Raw genomic sequence first — 14,678 nt, 5'->3', positions numbered from 1 at the left:
CCGAAAATATGATTGACAAAAGGCTGGTTTTTTAAACCAGCCTTTTGTCTTTTGCAACCTGTATGGCTTCCGCCTTGGAATTTACATTGAGCTTGCTGTAGATATTTTTAGTATGCGTTCTTACGGTTTCTATTTCGATAAACAACTCTTTTGCAATTTGTCCACGGTCTTTACCTGTGGTCATGAGTTCCAGAATCTGGGTCTCTCTTCTGGTGAGCGGGGAATCCGGATTTCTTTGTAAAGAGAGAATCACTGTTTTAGCCACATCAGGACTCATCGGGCCACCGCCCTGAACCACATCCCTGATGGCTTCAATCAATTTTGCCGTAGGGGTATTCTTTGTGAAATAACCGGAAGCACCATTTGCCAGGGCATCAAGAATCGTCTTTTCAGTTTCATAAACCGTGAGCATGATGATGTAAACATCCGGAAGTAACCTCTTGAGGACCGGTAAAGCATCAATACCATTGGTTCCGGGAAGCTGGATATCCAGAATAATGACATCAGGATTGTCCCTGACAATTTTATTTCTTGCAGAGTCGAAAGAGGGATAGGTGGCTACCACTGTATAAGGTGAGGTATGGTTAATTAAATAAGCATAACCCTCCCTGATGGTCTGGTCGTCCTCAATGATCACGATTCTTGGTTCCGGCTGATTATACATTTGTAGCGCGCATTAGCGTGGAAAGATTAACCCTTAGCATGATCTCTGTACCGGAATGGTCCGAATTGATATTTAGTTTTGCGTTGATTCTTTGTGCTCTCACGTTCATATTGTTTATTCCATGCCCATCCATGGATACTGCAGCATCAAGTCCCTGCCCATCGTCTTTAACCCCGATTTCGAGAACCCCATCCTGTACTGTTGCTGAAAAAATGACCATTCCTGCTTTGGAATGTTTCAGCGCGTTGTGTATCGCTTCCTTAAAGATCATCAGCAGGTTCCTGCTCATGTCTAACGATAGTTTTCCGTCATGATGATTCAGCTGAATGTGATCTTCAAACCGGATTGGAGTGCTGTTAAACATCTCCTTACCGAATTCCCGGATGTGCTCCAGCAATTCGCTCAATTTATCGTTTTTAGGATTTAACGACCATAATATATCCTTGGTACCCCTATATAATTCATTCACATTGTCATTGATCTTTAAGATGATATTTCTCTTTTCAGTATCTTTCTCATCAATCATACTGCTCAATACTTCTGATAAGACGGAGATACGGGTCAATTTGTTACCAAGATCGTCATGAAAATCTTCAGCAGTTTGTTTTCTCACCTTAAATTGCTCTTCGAGCTTGATCTTTAACCTCAGTTTCCGCTTGCGTTCTTTCAGGTTGATGATGATATAAACGGCTAAAAGAATGAGCAGGACAATGAGCACAAAGATAAACAATCTGAATACACCAGTCTGATAATAGGGAGGGGTAATTTCAAAAGTAAAAGAAGCCGCATTGAGGGAAGAGGTGCCGCTTTTTGTAATGGCCTTTACCTGAAAGGTATACCTGCCCGGGGGTACGGAACTGAAATTCATGGAGGTATTGCTGATCGTTTCACTGAACTTGGTATCCAGTCCGATTAAGCGGTATTGATAGAGCAATCCCTCTGGATTGGTCAGAAAAATGCCGGTAAAATTGACGATAATGTTGTTTTGCTGATAGGGGAGTGTGATGATCCCGCTCAGGTCGCCTGCTTTAAAAGTGGTTTGTTGTTTTTGCTGATTTCCCTTGTTTTGTGCAAAGGCAGTCACCGAATTAATGTAGATATAGGGTTTGCCGGATTTTGGAATATAGGAAGCGCTGTTGTAGACAATGGCCCCCTTGGTGGTGCCAATCCAGACCTTGTTCTGGTCCTGAAGAATGGCATTTTGATTGCACTCTACCAGTAATGCCTGTTCATTGTTGTTTTTGATGACGCTGAAATTGCTGGTATTGATCTTATTGATGCCTTTCCCTGTTCCGACCCAAATGATGCCCTGGTCGTCAGCAAGCATGCTGTAAATGTGGTCTGAGGCCAGTCCGTCACGGGTGCTGATGGGCATGGTCTTTCCCGTTTTCGGGTTCCAGACCAGTACGCCATTGTCTGAGGTTCCAAAAAGGACCGAACCCGCCGCTTTAGACATGCAAAGGATACTGGAGCCGGCAAGCTGCGGAAGTTTGAGCTGGGAGATCTCATGTTTGGAATTGATCAGGTAGGCGCCATCCTGTGTGCCGACCAGGATCTCGCCGAGGTAAGTCTCCAGTAGTGTACTGCCAAATTGCTTGCCAATCCATTTCAATTGTTTGCGCTTTTGATCCAATAGAAAACAACCTGCATTGGTAGACAACCAGATCTGGCCCCGGCTGTCCTCCAGAATTGTGTTGTAAGCGATGGCATGCTGGTCTTTGACCATTTGCTCCATGCGCTTCCCGTTGTACCTCCAGAGGCCACCATATACGGTTCCTATCCAGATGTTTTTAGCCCGGTCATTGTACAGGAAGTTGATGTTCCTGCTGCTTTCCATATCGGAAGGAATACTGATCTCTTTAATCTGACCATTTTTATATTGAAATAAGCCACCATAGGTGCCCATCCATATTTCCTCTGCCGAGGGGCCTTTGGCCAGGCTCATGACGATCTTACTTCTCAAACCCTGGGATTCGTCAAAAATGACATAGCTGCGGTCAATAAACCTAAACAATCCGGTACCATCGGTTGCCAGCCAGATGTTGTTTTCTGCATCCTTAAAAATGGCATTCACCATGTTGTTGCTAAAGCCGTTTTTGCCGTTGAAATGAATCAGTGCCGTATCGGTCAGGTAATAGGCTCCGTTTGCAGCTCCAATCCAGATATTGCTTTTTGAATCCTGTTCTATTACTTTGAATTTTCCCGAAACGTATTGAGATATTTTGTTGTTCTCTGCGGCGAAAAGCCCTTCATTGGTCAGAAACCATAATTTATTCCGGTGAAACCTGTCGCTGAAAAAATCGGTGATGTATAAGTTCTTCAACTGATCATTGAGCGGATGTGGCCTCCATTTTTCATTTTCCAGGTAGAAGATCCCTTTTCTGAGTACGGCAACGGCTACTTTTCCGGTATCGTCTACCTTAAGCGCAGTTACATTGTCATCGCCTTCGCTGCTGATGTTCAGGAATTCTGTTCCTTTTTCGCTGGTCCTGAAGAGCTTTGTTGAGCTCAGCCCGTAGATGATGCCCTCATGACTGGTGACGAGTTTCCCTACCCATTCCTTGGTCTGTTTATAGTTGTTGAATTTTTGTCCGTTAAATTTCGAGATTCCCCAGGCAGTTCCAACCCATATCTCATCATTTTTATTCAGGCTGAGCGCCAGGGTGAAATTGTTGTTTAAACCATTGGTCTTGGTATAACTACAGAATTGCTTTCCGTTAAAGCAGCTGACCCCGCCAAGGGTAGTCACCCATAACCTGCGTTTGCTGTCCTGGGTAATGGCGGTAACCTGTGATTGCGTTAAGCCATCTTCGATGTCGTACTGACGGAAGTTGTAGCGCTGGGAAAAACTGTATAAACTGTTAAGCAACAGGGCTAATCCAATGAAAATAATCTTTTTGTAATGCAAGTTCGGTGGGAGTTCAGGGTTTAAACCACTGTAAATATATTTATCCCTTCACAATTAAAAAATACCCCTTAAAGGGTGATATTTTGTGAAATCTGAAATATACCCCCTGAGGGGGGAACAGACAGTGATTAAGCAATGTTAATTTTGTTAAATAATTTACAAAAGAACTCATCTTTGCCGGTTTTTTACTATGAATCTTGAACAAAAATATAAAGTAGTCTATGTGACGGACATCAGAAGTTCGCTGGATTTCTTTATCAATAAGCTCGGTTTAAAAAAACAGGAAGAACTGAACATGCCGGGCAGGGATTGTGCGGTATTAAAAATGTTCAATGGTGATTTTCTAATGTTGCTGCAAAATGAGGAGTTGGAAACCGCACCGGTTATTTTATATACGGATGATTGTCTGAGGGACCATTACCGGCTTAAAGAAGAACGGGTGGATGGTTTAACGGAACCTGTTTACAGGGCGGATGGGGTAGCCATCGAATTTCCGGATCCCTGCGGCAACAGGTTTGTATTATTGGAAGAGAGAGATTATACCGATGCCTAATTAAAGAAGACATGAAGTATCAGAGAACACTGGTCAACAAAAATGAAGTCATAATTGAGTCTGCCTATGATTCTTTTCATCCGGAAATTTCCGGCAGGTACGCGATTGACATGATCTTTAGCGGATCTGCCGATTATACCGCTTCTAACCGTGACCTGACGCTCTTCTCTGAAAACTTCATCTTTTTTAATCAGCAGACTTCTTATACCAAAAGGATCAATTCTCCATCGAAAGTCCGTTCCATGTCGGTGTTATTTGATCCTGAATTTGTAAGTGATTTTGAATATTCAAGAACAGCAAAGGACAGCATTCTTCTGGATGATCCTGAAAACAACAGGAAAGAAGCGCCGGTTTTTGTAGAGGCGATCTATCCTTTACAGGGCAATATGAAGTTCAACATGCTGCACCTGAAAAAGCACATCGATGAGGGGAGTACGGATTCATTGATGCTGAGCAGTTATCTGGAACATTGCCTGATCAATTATTATGAAATTTATCATTCTGAGGTGATCAGCAGAGAAGCTTCCCTGAAATTCCTCAGCCATACCACCAAGTCTGAAATCCTGAGAAGGCTCTCAATTGCCAGGGATTACATCATCAGCAATTACAACAAAAATATCTGTCTGGAAGATATTGCCAAAATTGCCTGCCTGTCTGTAAATCATTTCCTCCGTACTTTTAAACAGGCTTACCAGCAATCGCCGCATCAGTTCTTAACGAGCATCAGGTTGCAGCAGGCGAAATATTTTCTGCGCAATACAAATTACCCGATCAATGAAATCGTAGACATTGTTGGTTTCGAATGCCCAAGCTCATTTATCCGCCTGTTCAGGAATTCTTTTCAGGTAACCCCGGGCCAGTACAGGTAAGCTTTTTGTTGTGTTTTTTTATTGAAAAGTGTTTTTAGCATATTGATATTCAGTTATTTAACTGAATTTTAATAAAAAAAACGTCTCATGAAACCATCATCGGTTAAGCGCTCAAAAACGGCCATTTCTGATGATCGTTCGCAACCTTAAAAAAACAAATGCTCATGAAAAACAAGCTAACAATGTGCCTGTCCATACTATGTATTGGCTGCACTTTCGCCTTCGGTAAGACTTTTGAAGACCACCCCCCAAAGAAGAATATAAACAGTAAACCAGTTGATGTAGTCGGCGCTTACATCGATGCAAATCTGCATACGGATGTGAAGCTTTTTGACCAGGTGATGAGTGAGGATGCATTCGTCAGTTTTTGCAATGGAAGAAAGGCACAGAAACAACGCAAATCTGACTTATTGGCTTTCTACAAAAAGATGGGACCAACAGAGCTTAACTGCGATTCAGATTATGAAGTGCTATCGAGCAGCGGTAATGTGGTGATGGTTCGTGTGGATTTTAAATTTCCTACTTTTTTACAACGTAATTTCCTGACGATCGAAAAGAATGAGCAGGGACTTTGGCAAGTCACTCAAGTAAATAAATTTAACGAAAACCGCTAAATTGGTGATTTTCGCCTATCGCAGGGGGATGATTGAAGGTATATTTGTAGCAGGATGATCCATATGTAAGTTCGGATGAATTAGATTTGGGTTAGTTAATAGTAAAAAGTCATCTCCGATTAGGACGATGACTTTTTTTATGACTTGTTTTTTCTGATTTAAGATTGTGTTTTGAACTGACTTCCAAGTCTTTCGAACTTTTCGATCAGCAGGGCGATTCTTTCCCTGTCTTTTTTGATCACCGCCTTGCGGACTAAAGTGGAGCAAAAGATCATCCACAGGAAGGAGAAGAGGACGATGAGAATCTGTGCCCATAGTGCCATATAAGTCACTACTTCGATCAGGTAAAGTCCAACACCCAGGGTGAGGGCAACTGCATAGATCCAGTACATTTTGTTGTAAAGGCTAAACCTGCTCAGCTGGTATTGTTTCAGGCTCACCAGAAATTCATTGGGATGTGTGGTGAAATCATTTCTGGAGATCAGGCGGTGTCCCTGAATTAAAATGACGGTAAGCGCGGCTATAGCCAGCAGCACAATTATGATTCCTGCATAAGTGGTCCAGGACAGAAAGTCGATGAAAAAACACAGACTTCCAACAGCTACAAAGGAGGTTACCATTCCCACAATGTTGAGTCTCGATCGGTTGCTAATGGAGTTTACTTCCTTTTTTGCCTGTGCCAACATTTCATCCGAAGAGATTTTCACCTCTACAGAATGTGATTGCCAAAGCGATTGTATATGATCAAATTCTTGCATGCTGATTGTATAATTCTGTAAGTTTTAATTTAATGCGGTGGATTTTTACCCTTAGGTTTCCTTCGCTAATCCCTGATATCTCGGCGATCTCATGGTAAGGAAGTTCATCCAGTACCATCGTAATGATCAAACGGTCATTTTCTTCCAATTGAGAAATCGACTTATAAAGTAAGGCCACCTGTTCGTTCTTCTCAGAAAATTCTTCAGGGCGCGTTTCAATAATGTTGTCGGTTAATTCATCTTTTGCCTGTCGCTTTTCTGATCTTAAATAGGTGAGGCAGGTATTTACGGCAATCCGGTAAATCCAGGTAGAAATCAGCGACTTGTTTCTGAACTTGTCCAGATTTTGCCAAACCTTTAGAAAGGTTTCCTGGAGCAGGTCATTGGCCGAATCCTCATCCCCGGTATAGCCGTAGCACAGGTGGAATATTTTCTTGGAGTTGGTGTCAAAGATTTGTTTAAATAACAGGTCTTTCTCTTTCAATATGCGTCTTTTTATTATTGGTTTAGATATAGGCAGGGGCCATTTGTTACAAAATGCAAGGTATAAAGTTAGTTCCTTTATCAATAATATTTAGAGAATAATTTAATTGTTGTAGTTTTACAGGCTGTACAATTACTTTAAAAGCTTACGATGTCAAAGAACAACAGGTTAACATTTTTTATTTTTCTTGCCTTAATATTAGGGGTCGCTCTCGGGTATTATTTAAATGTAAATTCATTTAAAGACTACAATGGAGACATTACCAAAGCAGAGATAAGAGTAAAAGGGATAGAAGTCAAATTAAACAACCTGAAAGACACCACTGTTGTTCAGTATGCGGATTTAAACATTCAGAAGGTTGCTGCCCAGAAAGCCCGTGTAGAAGCGGAAAAGGTCAGAGAGAAAAAATTAGAACCCCTTACCTTATTAAGTGATATCTTTCTTCGGTTGATTAAAATGATCGTTGCACCCCTGGTTTTCTCTACGCTTGTAGTAGGGGTGGCCAAAGTTGGGGACATCAAAGCTGTTGGAAGGATTGGCGGAAAAACCATGTTATGGTTCATGAGCGCCTCGCTTTTATCACTGGTACTGGGAATGATCATGGTGAATATATTTAAGCCAGGTGAAGCGATGCAGCTGCCTTTGCCTCCGAGCAATGCAGATACAGGGATTCATAAAGTGGCGGTATCACTTAAAGATTTCATCTCTCACATTGTTCCCAAGAGTATGACGGAGGCCATGGCCACCAATGAGATCCTGCAGATCGTCGTTTTCTCTTTATTCTTTGGGGTAGCCACGGCTGCGATCGGAGAAAAGGGACAGGTGATCATTAAATTCTTTGACGCGGTAGCACATGTGATCTTAAAGGTTACGGGATATGTAATGAATTTTGCACCTTTTGCGGTGTTTGGGGCGATGGCCGCTATTGTGGCGAAACAAGGACTCACTGTCCTGTCGACCTATGCCCTGTTTATCGGGGAGTTCTATTCGAGTATGTTATTGCTCTGGATCCTGCTGATCTTTATCGGTTTTACCATTCTCAAAAGCAGGGTGTTTAACCTGATGAACAGAATGAAAGAGCCGGTACTGGTAGCCTTCAGTACCGCAAGCAGTGAAGCTGCTTATCCAAAAACGATGCTTCAGCTGGAACGTTTCGGTTGTAAAGAGAAAATTGTAAGTTTTGTATTGCCGCTGGGTTATTCTTTTAACCTGGATGGTTCTATGTTATATATGACATTTGCTTCCTTATTCATTGCGCAGTCTTATGGCATTCATTTGTCTTTTGAGCAACAGGTTTCCATGTTGCTGATCCTGATGTTAACGAGTAAAGGAATTGCGGGTGTGCCAAGGGCGTCCCTTGTGGTGATTGCAGGTACCATTGCTTCTTTCAATATTCCGGAAGCAGGCCTGGCCTTACTGATCGGGATCGATCCTTTACTGGATATGGGAAGATCAGCAACTAACGTGATCGGAAACAGTATCGCTACTGCGGTAGTGAGTAAGTGGGAGGGAGAGCTCTCAGAGCCCCTGGATTAGCCTTTAAAAAGAGTATATACTAACAACAATAAAATAACATGAGTAGCAAAGCGAAGAAAATCTTCCTATTATTAACCATTGTCGTCCCTTTCCTGGCCTATTGTGTCATTTATTACACGCCAATGTTTCGTAATGCGCCGTTTAAGTCGACAGAATTCGAATCTATTGATTTCAAATGGGGCTTAGGGAATAATCTGGAGAACACTTATAATTCTAAAACAGGGGATTATCAGTACGTGGACGGGAAAGACTCGGTGATCAAAACAAATGTAAAACTACGGCCGAATGACATGCTGTATTTGCATAGTAAAGCGGCAGAAATTGGTTTCTGGAATTTTCCGGAGGTCATTGCGAACCAGGGAACGAACCTGGATTCTTCGAAAGTATTGCGCTATGTGATCCAGTTCAATTATAAGAAGAAATCTAAAAAGGTAGTCTATCTGACCGATTACGTAGAAATCCCGAAATTAAAAGGGCTGGCAGAGCAAATGAAAACCCTTGTGTCACAGAGCATCAATGACGCAGAAGAAAGGTATGGAAAGAAAAAATAAATCTGTTATGGATTTAGAATAATTAATTCTATATTTGCACCTCGATAAAAAAATAAACAGTTTAAAATAATAATTATTTAACAATGTACGCAATAGTAAATATAGCAGGACAGCAATTCAAAGTTGCAAAAGACCAGCACCTTTTTGTACACCGTTTGCAAGGAGATGAAGGCGCTAGTATTGAATTTGACAATGTATTGTTGGTTGAAGATGGTGGTAAAATCACAGTAGGAGCTCCTACTTTGAAAGGTGCTACGGTTTCAGCTAAGATCGTGTCTCATTTAAAAGGTGATAAAGTAATCGTTTTCAAAAAGAAACGTAGAAAAGGTTACAAAAAGAAAAATGGTCACCGCCAGTACTTCACTAAAATCCAGATCTCTGGTATCAGTTTATAATTAGTTGTTAAACAAAAAAATTGCCGGAATATCAGGTGATTTGTAAAATATAAAACAAGATGGCACACAAAAAAGGAGCCGGTAGTTCGAGAAACGGACGTGAATCGCATAGTAAACGCTTAGGTATTAAAATTTTTGGTGGTCAGTTAGCTATCGCCGGAAACATTCTGGTACGTCAGCGTGGTACTAAACATCATCCTGATAAAGGAGTAGGTATTGGTAAAGACCATACTTTATTCGCTTTGGTTGATGGTACCGTAATCTTCAAAAAGAAACAAGATAACAAATCATACGTTTCTATCTTGCCTTTACCGGTAGTTACTGAAGAAGTAGCAGAGAAAAAAGCACCTGTAGCTAAAGCTGCAAAAGCTGCTGCTCCAGCTACAGAAGAAGCTGCACCGGCTAAAAAAGCACCTGCAAAGAAAGCAGTTAAAGCTGAAGAGACTAAATCTGAAGCAACTGAAGAAGCAGCTCCGGCAGAATAGTACAATATTAAAATATAGAAAAGGCCACGACTTGATGTTGTGGCCTTTTTTTGTGGTTATGAGGTAGCTTCTGTTCTTTTGTTCTTAATCTGTACCAGTTCCTGTTCCAGTTTTGCCAATGAGTTCGTGAAACTTTTTAAGGTGCTTTCCAGGTCTTTAATCAGCAGGTCAACCCTAACTGTCGGTTCTTCATTTTGCGTCCCGCTAATGCCATGCAAAAGCCATTCATAGCTCTTGCTATAATATCTGGCAATGCTATGTAAAGTATGGAAGGAGGGGTATTGATTTCCAAGTTCTATTTGGGAGTAATTGCTTCGGGATAAATTTAGTATTTCAGCTATAAATGACTGGGAAAGGCCATTTTCTAATCGTAAATCCTTTATCCTGTCACCAATATCCTTCTTTGATAGAATTTCTTGCATAAGTAATATATATTTCGTTGATTTGTGATGAGTTCGAGGGTTAATTGTTTTGAATGTAAGGCAATTATAGCTCCATAAAGTTCGTCAAAGTATCAGTTTATAATAAATAAGGTTTAATTATGTTAATGCTAAAGCTAGGAAATGAATATCAGGTAAATTGTATTTATGCCGATTTATGTTCATTTAATGGCATAAATGAGGTCAAACATGCCAATTAGAAGGATGTGCGAAAGCGCAAACAGTTCATTTTTCCTGATAGATAAAAATTACAAGCTTGCATTTTTCAAGATCGAGTCCCAGCATGATCTTGGTGGCTTCCTTGCTAAAAGTCCCGAAATTGGGGATTCTGCTGTGGAAATGATTGCTCAGAAATACAGAAATAATTTTCAAAGCCTGCTGGCGAGATGCTTCCTGGGACACAGTTTCAGTATAGAGCAACGCTTCGCAATAGAGAAATCAACGGATCTTTTTCTACAGATTATTTTCACTCCTTTATCAAAAGAAGGGGAGGAAGATCAGGTGATCTGTACCCTGATCAACAATACAGATACCCTGGGTCCAATGCAAATGCTGAGCGAGTATTCACACCTCACCTCTCATGAGTTAAGGGCACCCATCACCAATATTTTAAGTCTCTCTACCATTACCAATTATCATCCGCTGGAATCTTATGATATCCTGAAGATCAATCAGCTGCTGAGCGACATCAACCTGCAGGCGCTAAAACTGGATGAAATCATTAAAATGCTCAACTCCATGCTGCACCAGCAGGAAAATACGGATTTGTTTGATGCTTTAAACGACCGGGGAGACAATAAACACATTGTGTTGGTGGATGATGATGTGATCACGAACCGGCTGCACCAGATGTTGATTAAAAAACACCATAGCGATAAGAAAATTGCGCTTTTTGATGATCCGGAAATTGCATTGGGTTACATTAGGGAAAACAATCCCGACCTGATCCTCCTGGACCTTCATATGCCGGAGATCGACGGCTGGAAGTTTCTGCACATGATGGAAGAACACAATATCTTTATTGATGTGGTCATTGTTTCCTCTTCAATTGATCCGAGAGAACGATTGAGGGCAAAGTCCTTCCTGTGTGTAAAAGACTTTTATGTGAAACCACTGACCTCTGAAAAAGTAAAGCAGCTATTAGAAGATTAACGGATCTCCTTATAGCTGCTCAATATTGTTTCAGACTGATTTTAAAGCGACTAGTGCTCTCTGTTCATCAATTGGTTAGATAGGAGTATCAATTCCCTTTTGCGTTCTTCAGGGACCGCTAAAGCGCTCAGCGCATTGAAGGCTTTTTCAGAATAATTTCTCATTTCTGTGGTGGCCAGTTCCCTGATGTTGTATTTGTTATACAATAGGGTGGTATTGCTGATCTTATCCTCAAAATCCTGACTTACACTTTGTTTCTCCAGTTCCAGCAGGTCTGAATCCCCGGCAAGTTCTTTTAGTTTGAGCAGGAGTAAGGTCTTTTTATTGGCAATGATGTCTCCGCCAACCTGTTTTCCGAATTTTTCCGGATCACCGTAAACATCCAGGATATCGTCCTGAAGCTGGAAAGCAATTCCGATATTTTCTCCGAACTGATACAACTGTTCCGCTTCTTCTGCCGTTGCACCTGCCACCTGTGCACCTAGTTTCATAGCGCCACCGAGCAATACTGCTGTTTTCAGGCGGATCATATTGATGTATTCCTCAATGCTCACGAAATCCCGTTCTTCAAACTCCATATCGAGCTGCTGACCTTCGCATACGCCCTGTGCAGTAGCGTTGAAGGTGTTGAGGGCATCTTTCAGGACTGCAGTGTCCAGCATCGACAGGTGTTTATTGGACTCTACCATCATGACATCACCGCTCAGGATGGCATTGTTTACCCCCCACTTTTCATGTACACTTGGTTTACCCCTGCGCAAAGGAGCATTGTCCATAATGTCGTCATGGATCAACGTGAAGTTGTGAAAGGTTTCTATGGCCAAAGCTGCAGGAATGGCCTTATCAAGGTCAGCCCCGAATAAATCAGCAGCCATCAGCACCAATGCTGGTCTTATTCTTTTGCCCCCCAGGCTCATGATATAACTGATGGGCTGATAAAGCCGCTCAGGATGTGAAGGATATTGAACGTTCTGAATTGCGTTTTCTATGATTTCTTGTAGTTGGGCAGGAGTATACATTTTTTGCAATGGAGTTTACCGAAGTATCTGTTTTATATTATTGTATTAAAGAAAAATCTATCTGTCTTTTTGAAAGGTCTACTTTTTTGACTTTTACCTGTACTTCATCACCCAGCTGGTAAGTTTTCTTTTTACGCTGTCCGATGATGCAGTAATTTTTTTCGTCAAGTACATAGAAATCGTCTGATAAGTCTCTCAGGCGAATCATGCCCTCACACTTGTTTTCTACCAGCTCCACATACATTCCCCATTCGGTAACTCCCGAGATAATCCCCAGGAAGGTATTGCCGATGTTTTCTTCCAGGTATTCTGCCTGTTTGTATTTGATGGAAGCGCGTTCTGCATCTGCAGCACGTTTTTCCATAGAAGAGGAGTGGGATGCAGCTACCTCATATTCTTCGGCATTGGCCGATTTTTCATTGTTCAGGTAAGCCGCAAGCAGGCGGTGTACCATCACATCAGGGTAACGTCTGATTGGAGAGGTAAAGTGGGTATAATGGTCAAATGCCAATCCGTAATGGCTGGTTTTTTTCGTCGTATACACGGCTTTGGCCATGGAACGGATGGCAAGCTGGGTCAGTACATTCTGTTCCTTTTTGCCTTCCACATCTTCCATCAGGTAGTTCAGTGATTTCGCAATGTCCTTATCGGATTTCATATTGATCTTATAACCGAAACGTGCGGCAAAGAGCGCGAAATTACCCAGGTTTTCCAGGTTTGGCGAATCGTGGGAACGGTAAATAAAGGTGTATTTCTGTTTTCCTTTTCCTTTCTTGGCGATGAATTCTGCTACCTTTTTATTGGCCAGCAACATGTAATCTTCAATCAGTTTATGGGCATCTTTACGCTCCTTAACGAAGACACCAATCGGCTTTCCGCTTTCGTCCAGTTTGAACTTCACTTCCGTGCTCTCAAAGCTGATCGCTCCGTTTTTAAACTTTCTGTCCCTTAAAATATAGGCCAGTTCGTTTAATTTCAGGATTTCTTCGGCGTGGTCGCCGGTTTTGGTTTCAATCACTTCCTGAGCTTCCTCATAGCTGAACCGTCTGTTGGAATGGATCACCGTTCTTCCGAACCATTCGGTAATGATGTTTGCTTTATCATCCAGTTCAAAGACTGCAGCGAAACACAATTTATCCTCATGAGGACGCAATGAACATACGCCGTTACTCAGACGTTCAGGAAGCATGGGAATCACCCTGTCTACGAGATATACGGAAGTCGCCCTTCCGTAAGCTTCTTTGTCCAGCGGAGAGTTAGGGATCACGTAGTGAGAAACATCGGCAATGTGTACGCCGATTTCATAATTTCCGTTTTCCAGTTTTTTGAAGGAAATCGCATCATCGAAATCTTTTGCATCCGCAGGGTCAATGGTAAATGTTACCGTATCCCTGAAGTCCTTACGGCCTTTGATCTCTGCTTCAGTAACCTGTTCAGGAATCGCATTGGCTTCTTTTTCCACTTCCGGAGGGAAGCTTAGGGGGAAGCCGTATTGCGCAAGGATGGCGTTCATTTCTGTATTGTTCTCGCCCTGCTCACCAAGGATCGCAATGATTTTACCAATTGGGTTTTTAGCTCCATCCGGCCAGTCCGTAATGCTGACCTGTACTTTTTGTCCGTTTTTAGCGCCGTTAAGGTCACTCAAAGGAACAAAGATGTCCTGCATCATTTTGCGGTCGTCGATGTTGACAAAAGCGAAACGGTCGGAAATTTTAATGACCCCGATGAAGTCGGTTTTCGCGCGTTCGATGATTTCCACCACTTCACCTTCATTTTTACGTCCGCTTTTCTTAGCGTAGATGTAAACTTTTACCTTGTCACCATGTAAGGCATTGTGGAGCTTTCTGGAAGAGACAAAAACGTCTTTCTCGAACTCATCGTCGGGAATGATGAACGCTGAACCATCAGCCGTCATGTCTACTTTACCTGTAAGGTAAACCTTTAGGTCCTTTAAGCGGAACTTTCCTCTTTCAGGTTCTGCAAATACCCCTTTACGGGTTTGTTGTTTTAGTATGTCAAGGATCGTTTCTTTCGAAGCGGTATCTGTAATGTTTAATTTTGCCGAGACTTGTTTGTAATTTAAAGCCTCTTTATTGCTTTTCTCCAGAACATCGCTGATTAATTGTATTAAAACGAGTTCTAAGTGAGATGATTTATTTTTTGCCATAGTATAGATATGAATCTTTCGAAGGTAGCAATTTGAACTGAAAAACTGACCGAAACCCTAGTTAAATGTGTTTAAGAGGGATT

At 41.8% G+C, this 14,678-nt stretch carries 15 protein-coding genes; 8 read left to right on the top strand and 7 right to left on the bottom strand.

Annotated features, from left to right (window positions below; all coding sequences use genetic code 11):
* Positions 1-31 precede the first annotated feature (31 nt).
* Both DBR43_RS18630 and DBR43_RS18625 read right to left on the bottom strand, forming a co-directional pair.
* Entirely contained in the window at positions 32-664 is a 633-nt protein-coding gene (locus tag DBR43_RS18630; protein WP_124583524.1) for a response regulator, read from the bottom strand.
* Positions 657-3,533 carry a sensor histidine kinase gene (locus DBR43_RS18625; RefSeq protein ID WP_124583522.1) on the bottom strand — a complete coding sequence of 959 codons (2,877 nt, stop codon included), beginning with the start codon at positions 3,531-3,533 and terminating at the stop codon, positions 657-659. Before DBR43_RS18625 ends, DBR43_RS18630 begins: the two co-directional genes overlap by 8 nt.
* Before the next feature lie 229 nt (positions 3,534-3,762).
* Here DBR43_RS18625 and DBR43_RS18620 point away from each other — a divergent pair, with 229 nt between their 5' ends.
* The 3 genes from DBR43_RS18620 (at position 3,763) to DBR43_RS18610 (ending at position 5,608) form a co-directional block, all read left to right on the top strand.
* On the top strand, positions 3,763-4,125 hold the full coding sequence (locus DBR43_RS18620; RefSeq protein ID WP_124583519.1) for a hypothetical protein: 363 nt from the start codon (positions 3,763-3,765) through the stop codon (positions 4,123-4,125).
* A gap of 11 nt (positions 4,126-4,136) precedes the next feature.
* Positions 4,137-4,994, top strand: a complete 858-nt coding sequence (locus DBR43_RS18615) for a helix-turn-helix transcriptional regulator (protein ID WP_124583517.1) — start codon at positions 4,137-4,139, stop codon at positions 4,992-4,994.
* A gap of 164 nt (positions 4,995-5,158) precedes the next feature.
* Positions 5,159-5,608 (top strand): nuclear transport factor 2 family protein, encoded by a 450-nt coding sequence (locus DBR43_RS18610; RefSeq protein ID WP_158622547.1) that lies wholly within the window; start codon positions 5,159-5,161, stop codon positions 5,606-5,608.
* A gap of 158 nt (positions 5,609-5,766) precedes the next feature.
* On the opposite strand, the gene DBR43_RS18605 is transcribed toward DBR43_RS18610, so the two are convergent.
* Positions 5,767-6,366, bottom strand: coding sequence for a hypothetical protein (locus tag DBR43_RS18605; RefSeq protein ID WP_124583513.1), 600 nt, complete (start codon positions 6,364-6,366; stop codon positions 5,767-5,769).
* Positions 6,353-6,850: an RNA polymerase sigma factor gene (locus tag DBR43_RS18600; protein WP_074605733.1), complete on the bottom strand. Its 498-nt coding sequence runs from the start codon at positions 6,848-6,850 to the stop codon at positions 6,353-6,355. Before DBR43_RS18600 ends, DBR43_RS18605 begins: the two co-directional genes overlap by 14 nt.
* Before the next feature lie 150 nt (positions 6,851-7,000).
* Between DBR43_RS18600 and DBR43_RS18595 the strand changes: the two genes are divergently transcribed.
* The 4 genes from DBR43_RS18595 to rpmA all read left to right on the top strand — a co-directional run bounded on the left by DBR43_RS18595 (position 7,001) and on the right by rpmA (position 9,817).
* Positions 7,001-8,386: a dicarboxylate/amino acid:cation symporter gene (locus DBR43_RS18595; protein ID WP_124583510.1), complete on the top strand. Its 1,386-nt coding sequence runs from the start codon at positions 7,001-7,003 to the stop codon at positions 8,384-8,386.
* A 38-nt stretch (positions 8,387-8,424) separates the two neighbouring features.
* On the top strand, positions 8,425-8,937 hold the full coding sequence (locus DBR43_RS18590; RefSeq protein WP_124583508.1) for a hypothetical protein: 513 nt from the start codon (positions 8,425-8,427) through the stop codon (positions 8,935-8,937).
* A gap of 83 nt (positions 8,938-9,020) precedes the next feature.
* Complete coding sequence (rplU, locus tag DBR43_RS18585; RefSeq protein ID WP_074605730.1) at positions 9,021-9,332, top strand: 50S ribosomal protein L21; 312 nt, start codon at positions 9,021-9,023, stop codon at positions 9,330-9,332.
* Positions 9,333-9,391: 59 nt separating this feature from the next.
* A complete protein-coding gene (gene rpmA / locus DBR43_RS18580; protein ID WP_124583506.1) occupies positions 9,392-9,817 on the top strand; it encodes a 50S ribosomal protein L27 in 426 nt (141 codons plus the stop codon).
* Positions 9,818-9,873: 56 nt separating this feature from the next.
* On the opposite strand, the gene DBR43_RS18575 is transcribed toward rpmA, so the two are convergent.
* Complete coding sequence (locus DBR43_RS18575; RefSeq protein ID WP_124583504.1) at positions 9,874-10,239, bottom strand: helix-turn-helix domain-containing protein; 366 nt, start codon at positions 10,237-10,239, stop codon at positions 9,874-9,876.
* 207 nt (positions 10,240-10,446) lie between these two features.
* Here DBR43_RS18575 and DBR43_RS18570 point away from each other — a divergent pair, with 207 nt between their 5' ends.
* Positions 10,447-11,409, top strand: coding sequence for a response regulator (locus DBR43_RS18570; protein WP_158622546.1), 963 nt, complete (start codon positions 10,447-10,449; stop codon positions 11,407-11,409).
* Between the two features lie 50 nt (positions 11,410-11,459).
* On the opposite strand, the gene DBR43_RS18565 is transcribed toward DBR43_RS18570, so the two are convergent.
* Both DBR43_RS18565 and rnr read right to left on the bottom strand, forming a co-directional pair.
* Complete coding sequence (locus DBR43_RS18565; RefSeq protein ID WP_124583500.1) at positions 11,460-12,428, bottom strand: polyprenyl synthetase family protein; 969 nt, start codon at positions 12,426-12,428, stop codon at positions 11,460-11,462.
* A 37-nt stretch (positions 12,429-12,465) separates the two neighbouring features.
* Positions 12,466-14,595, bottom strand: a complete 2,130-nt coding sequence (gene rnr, locus DBR43_RS18560) for a ribonuclease R (protein ID WP_124583498.1) — start codon at positions 14,593-14,595, stop codon at positions 12,466-12,468.
* Positions 14,596-14,678 lie beyond the last annotated feature (83 nt).

This window comes from Pedobacter sp. KBW06 (assembly GCF_003852525.1).
GTDB lineage: Bacteria > Bacteroidota > Bacteroidia > Sphingobacteriales > Sphingobacteriaceae > Pedobacter.
This window is presented reverse-complemented; position numbering and strand designations above follow the sequence as displayed.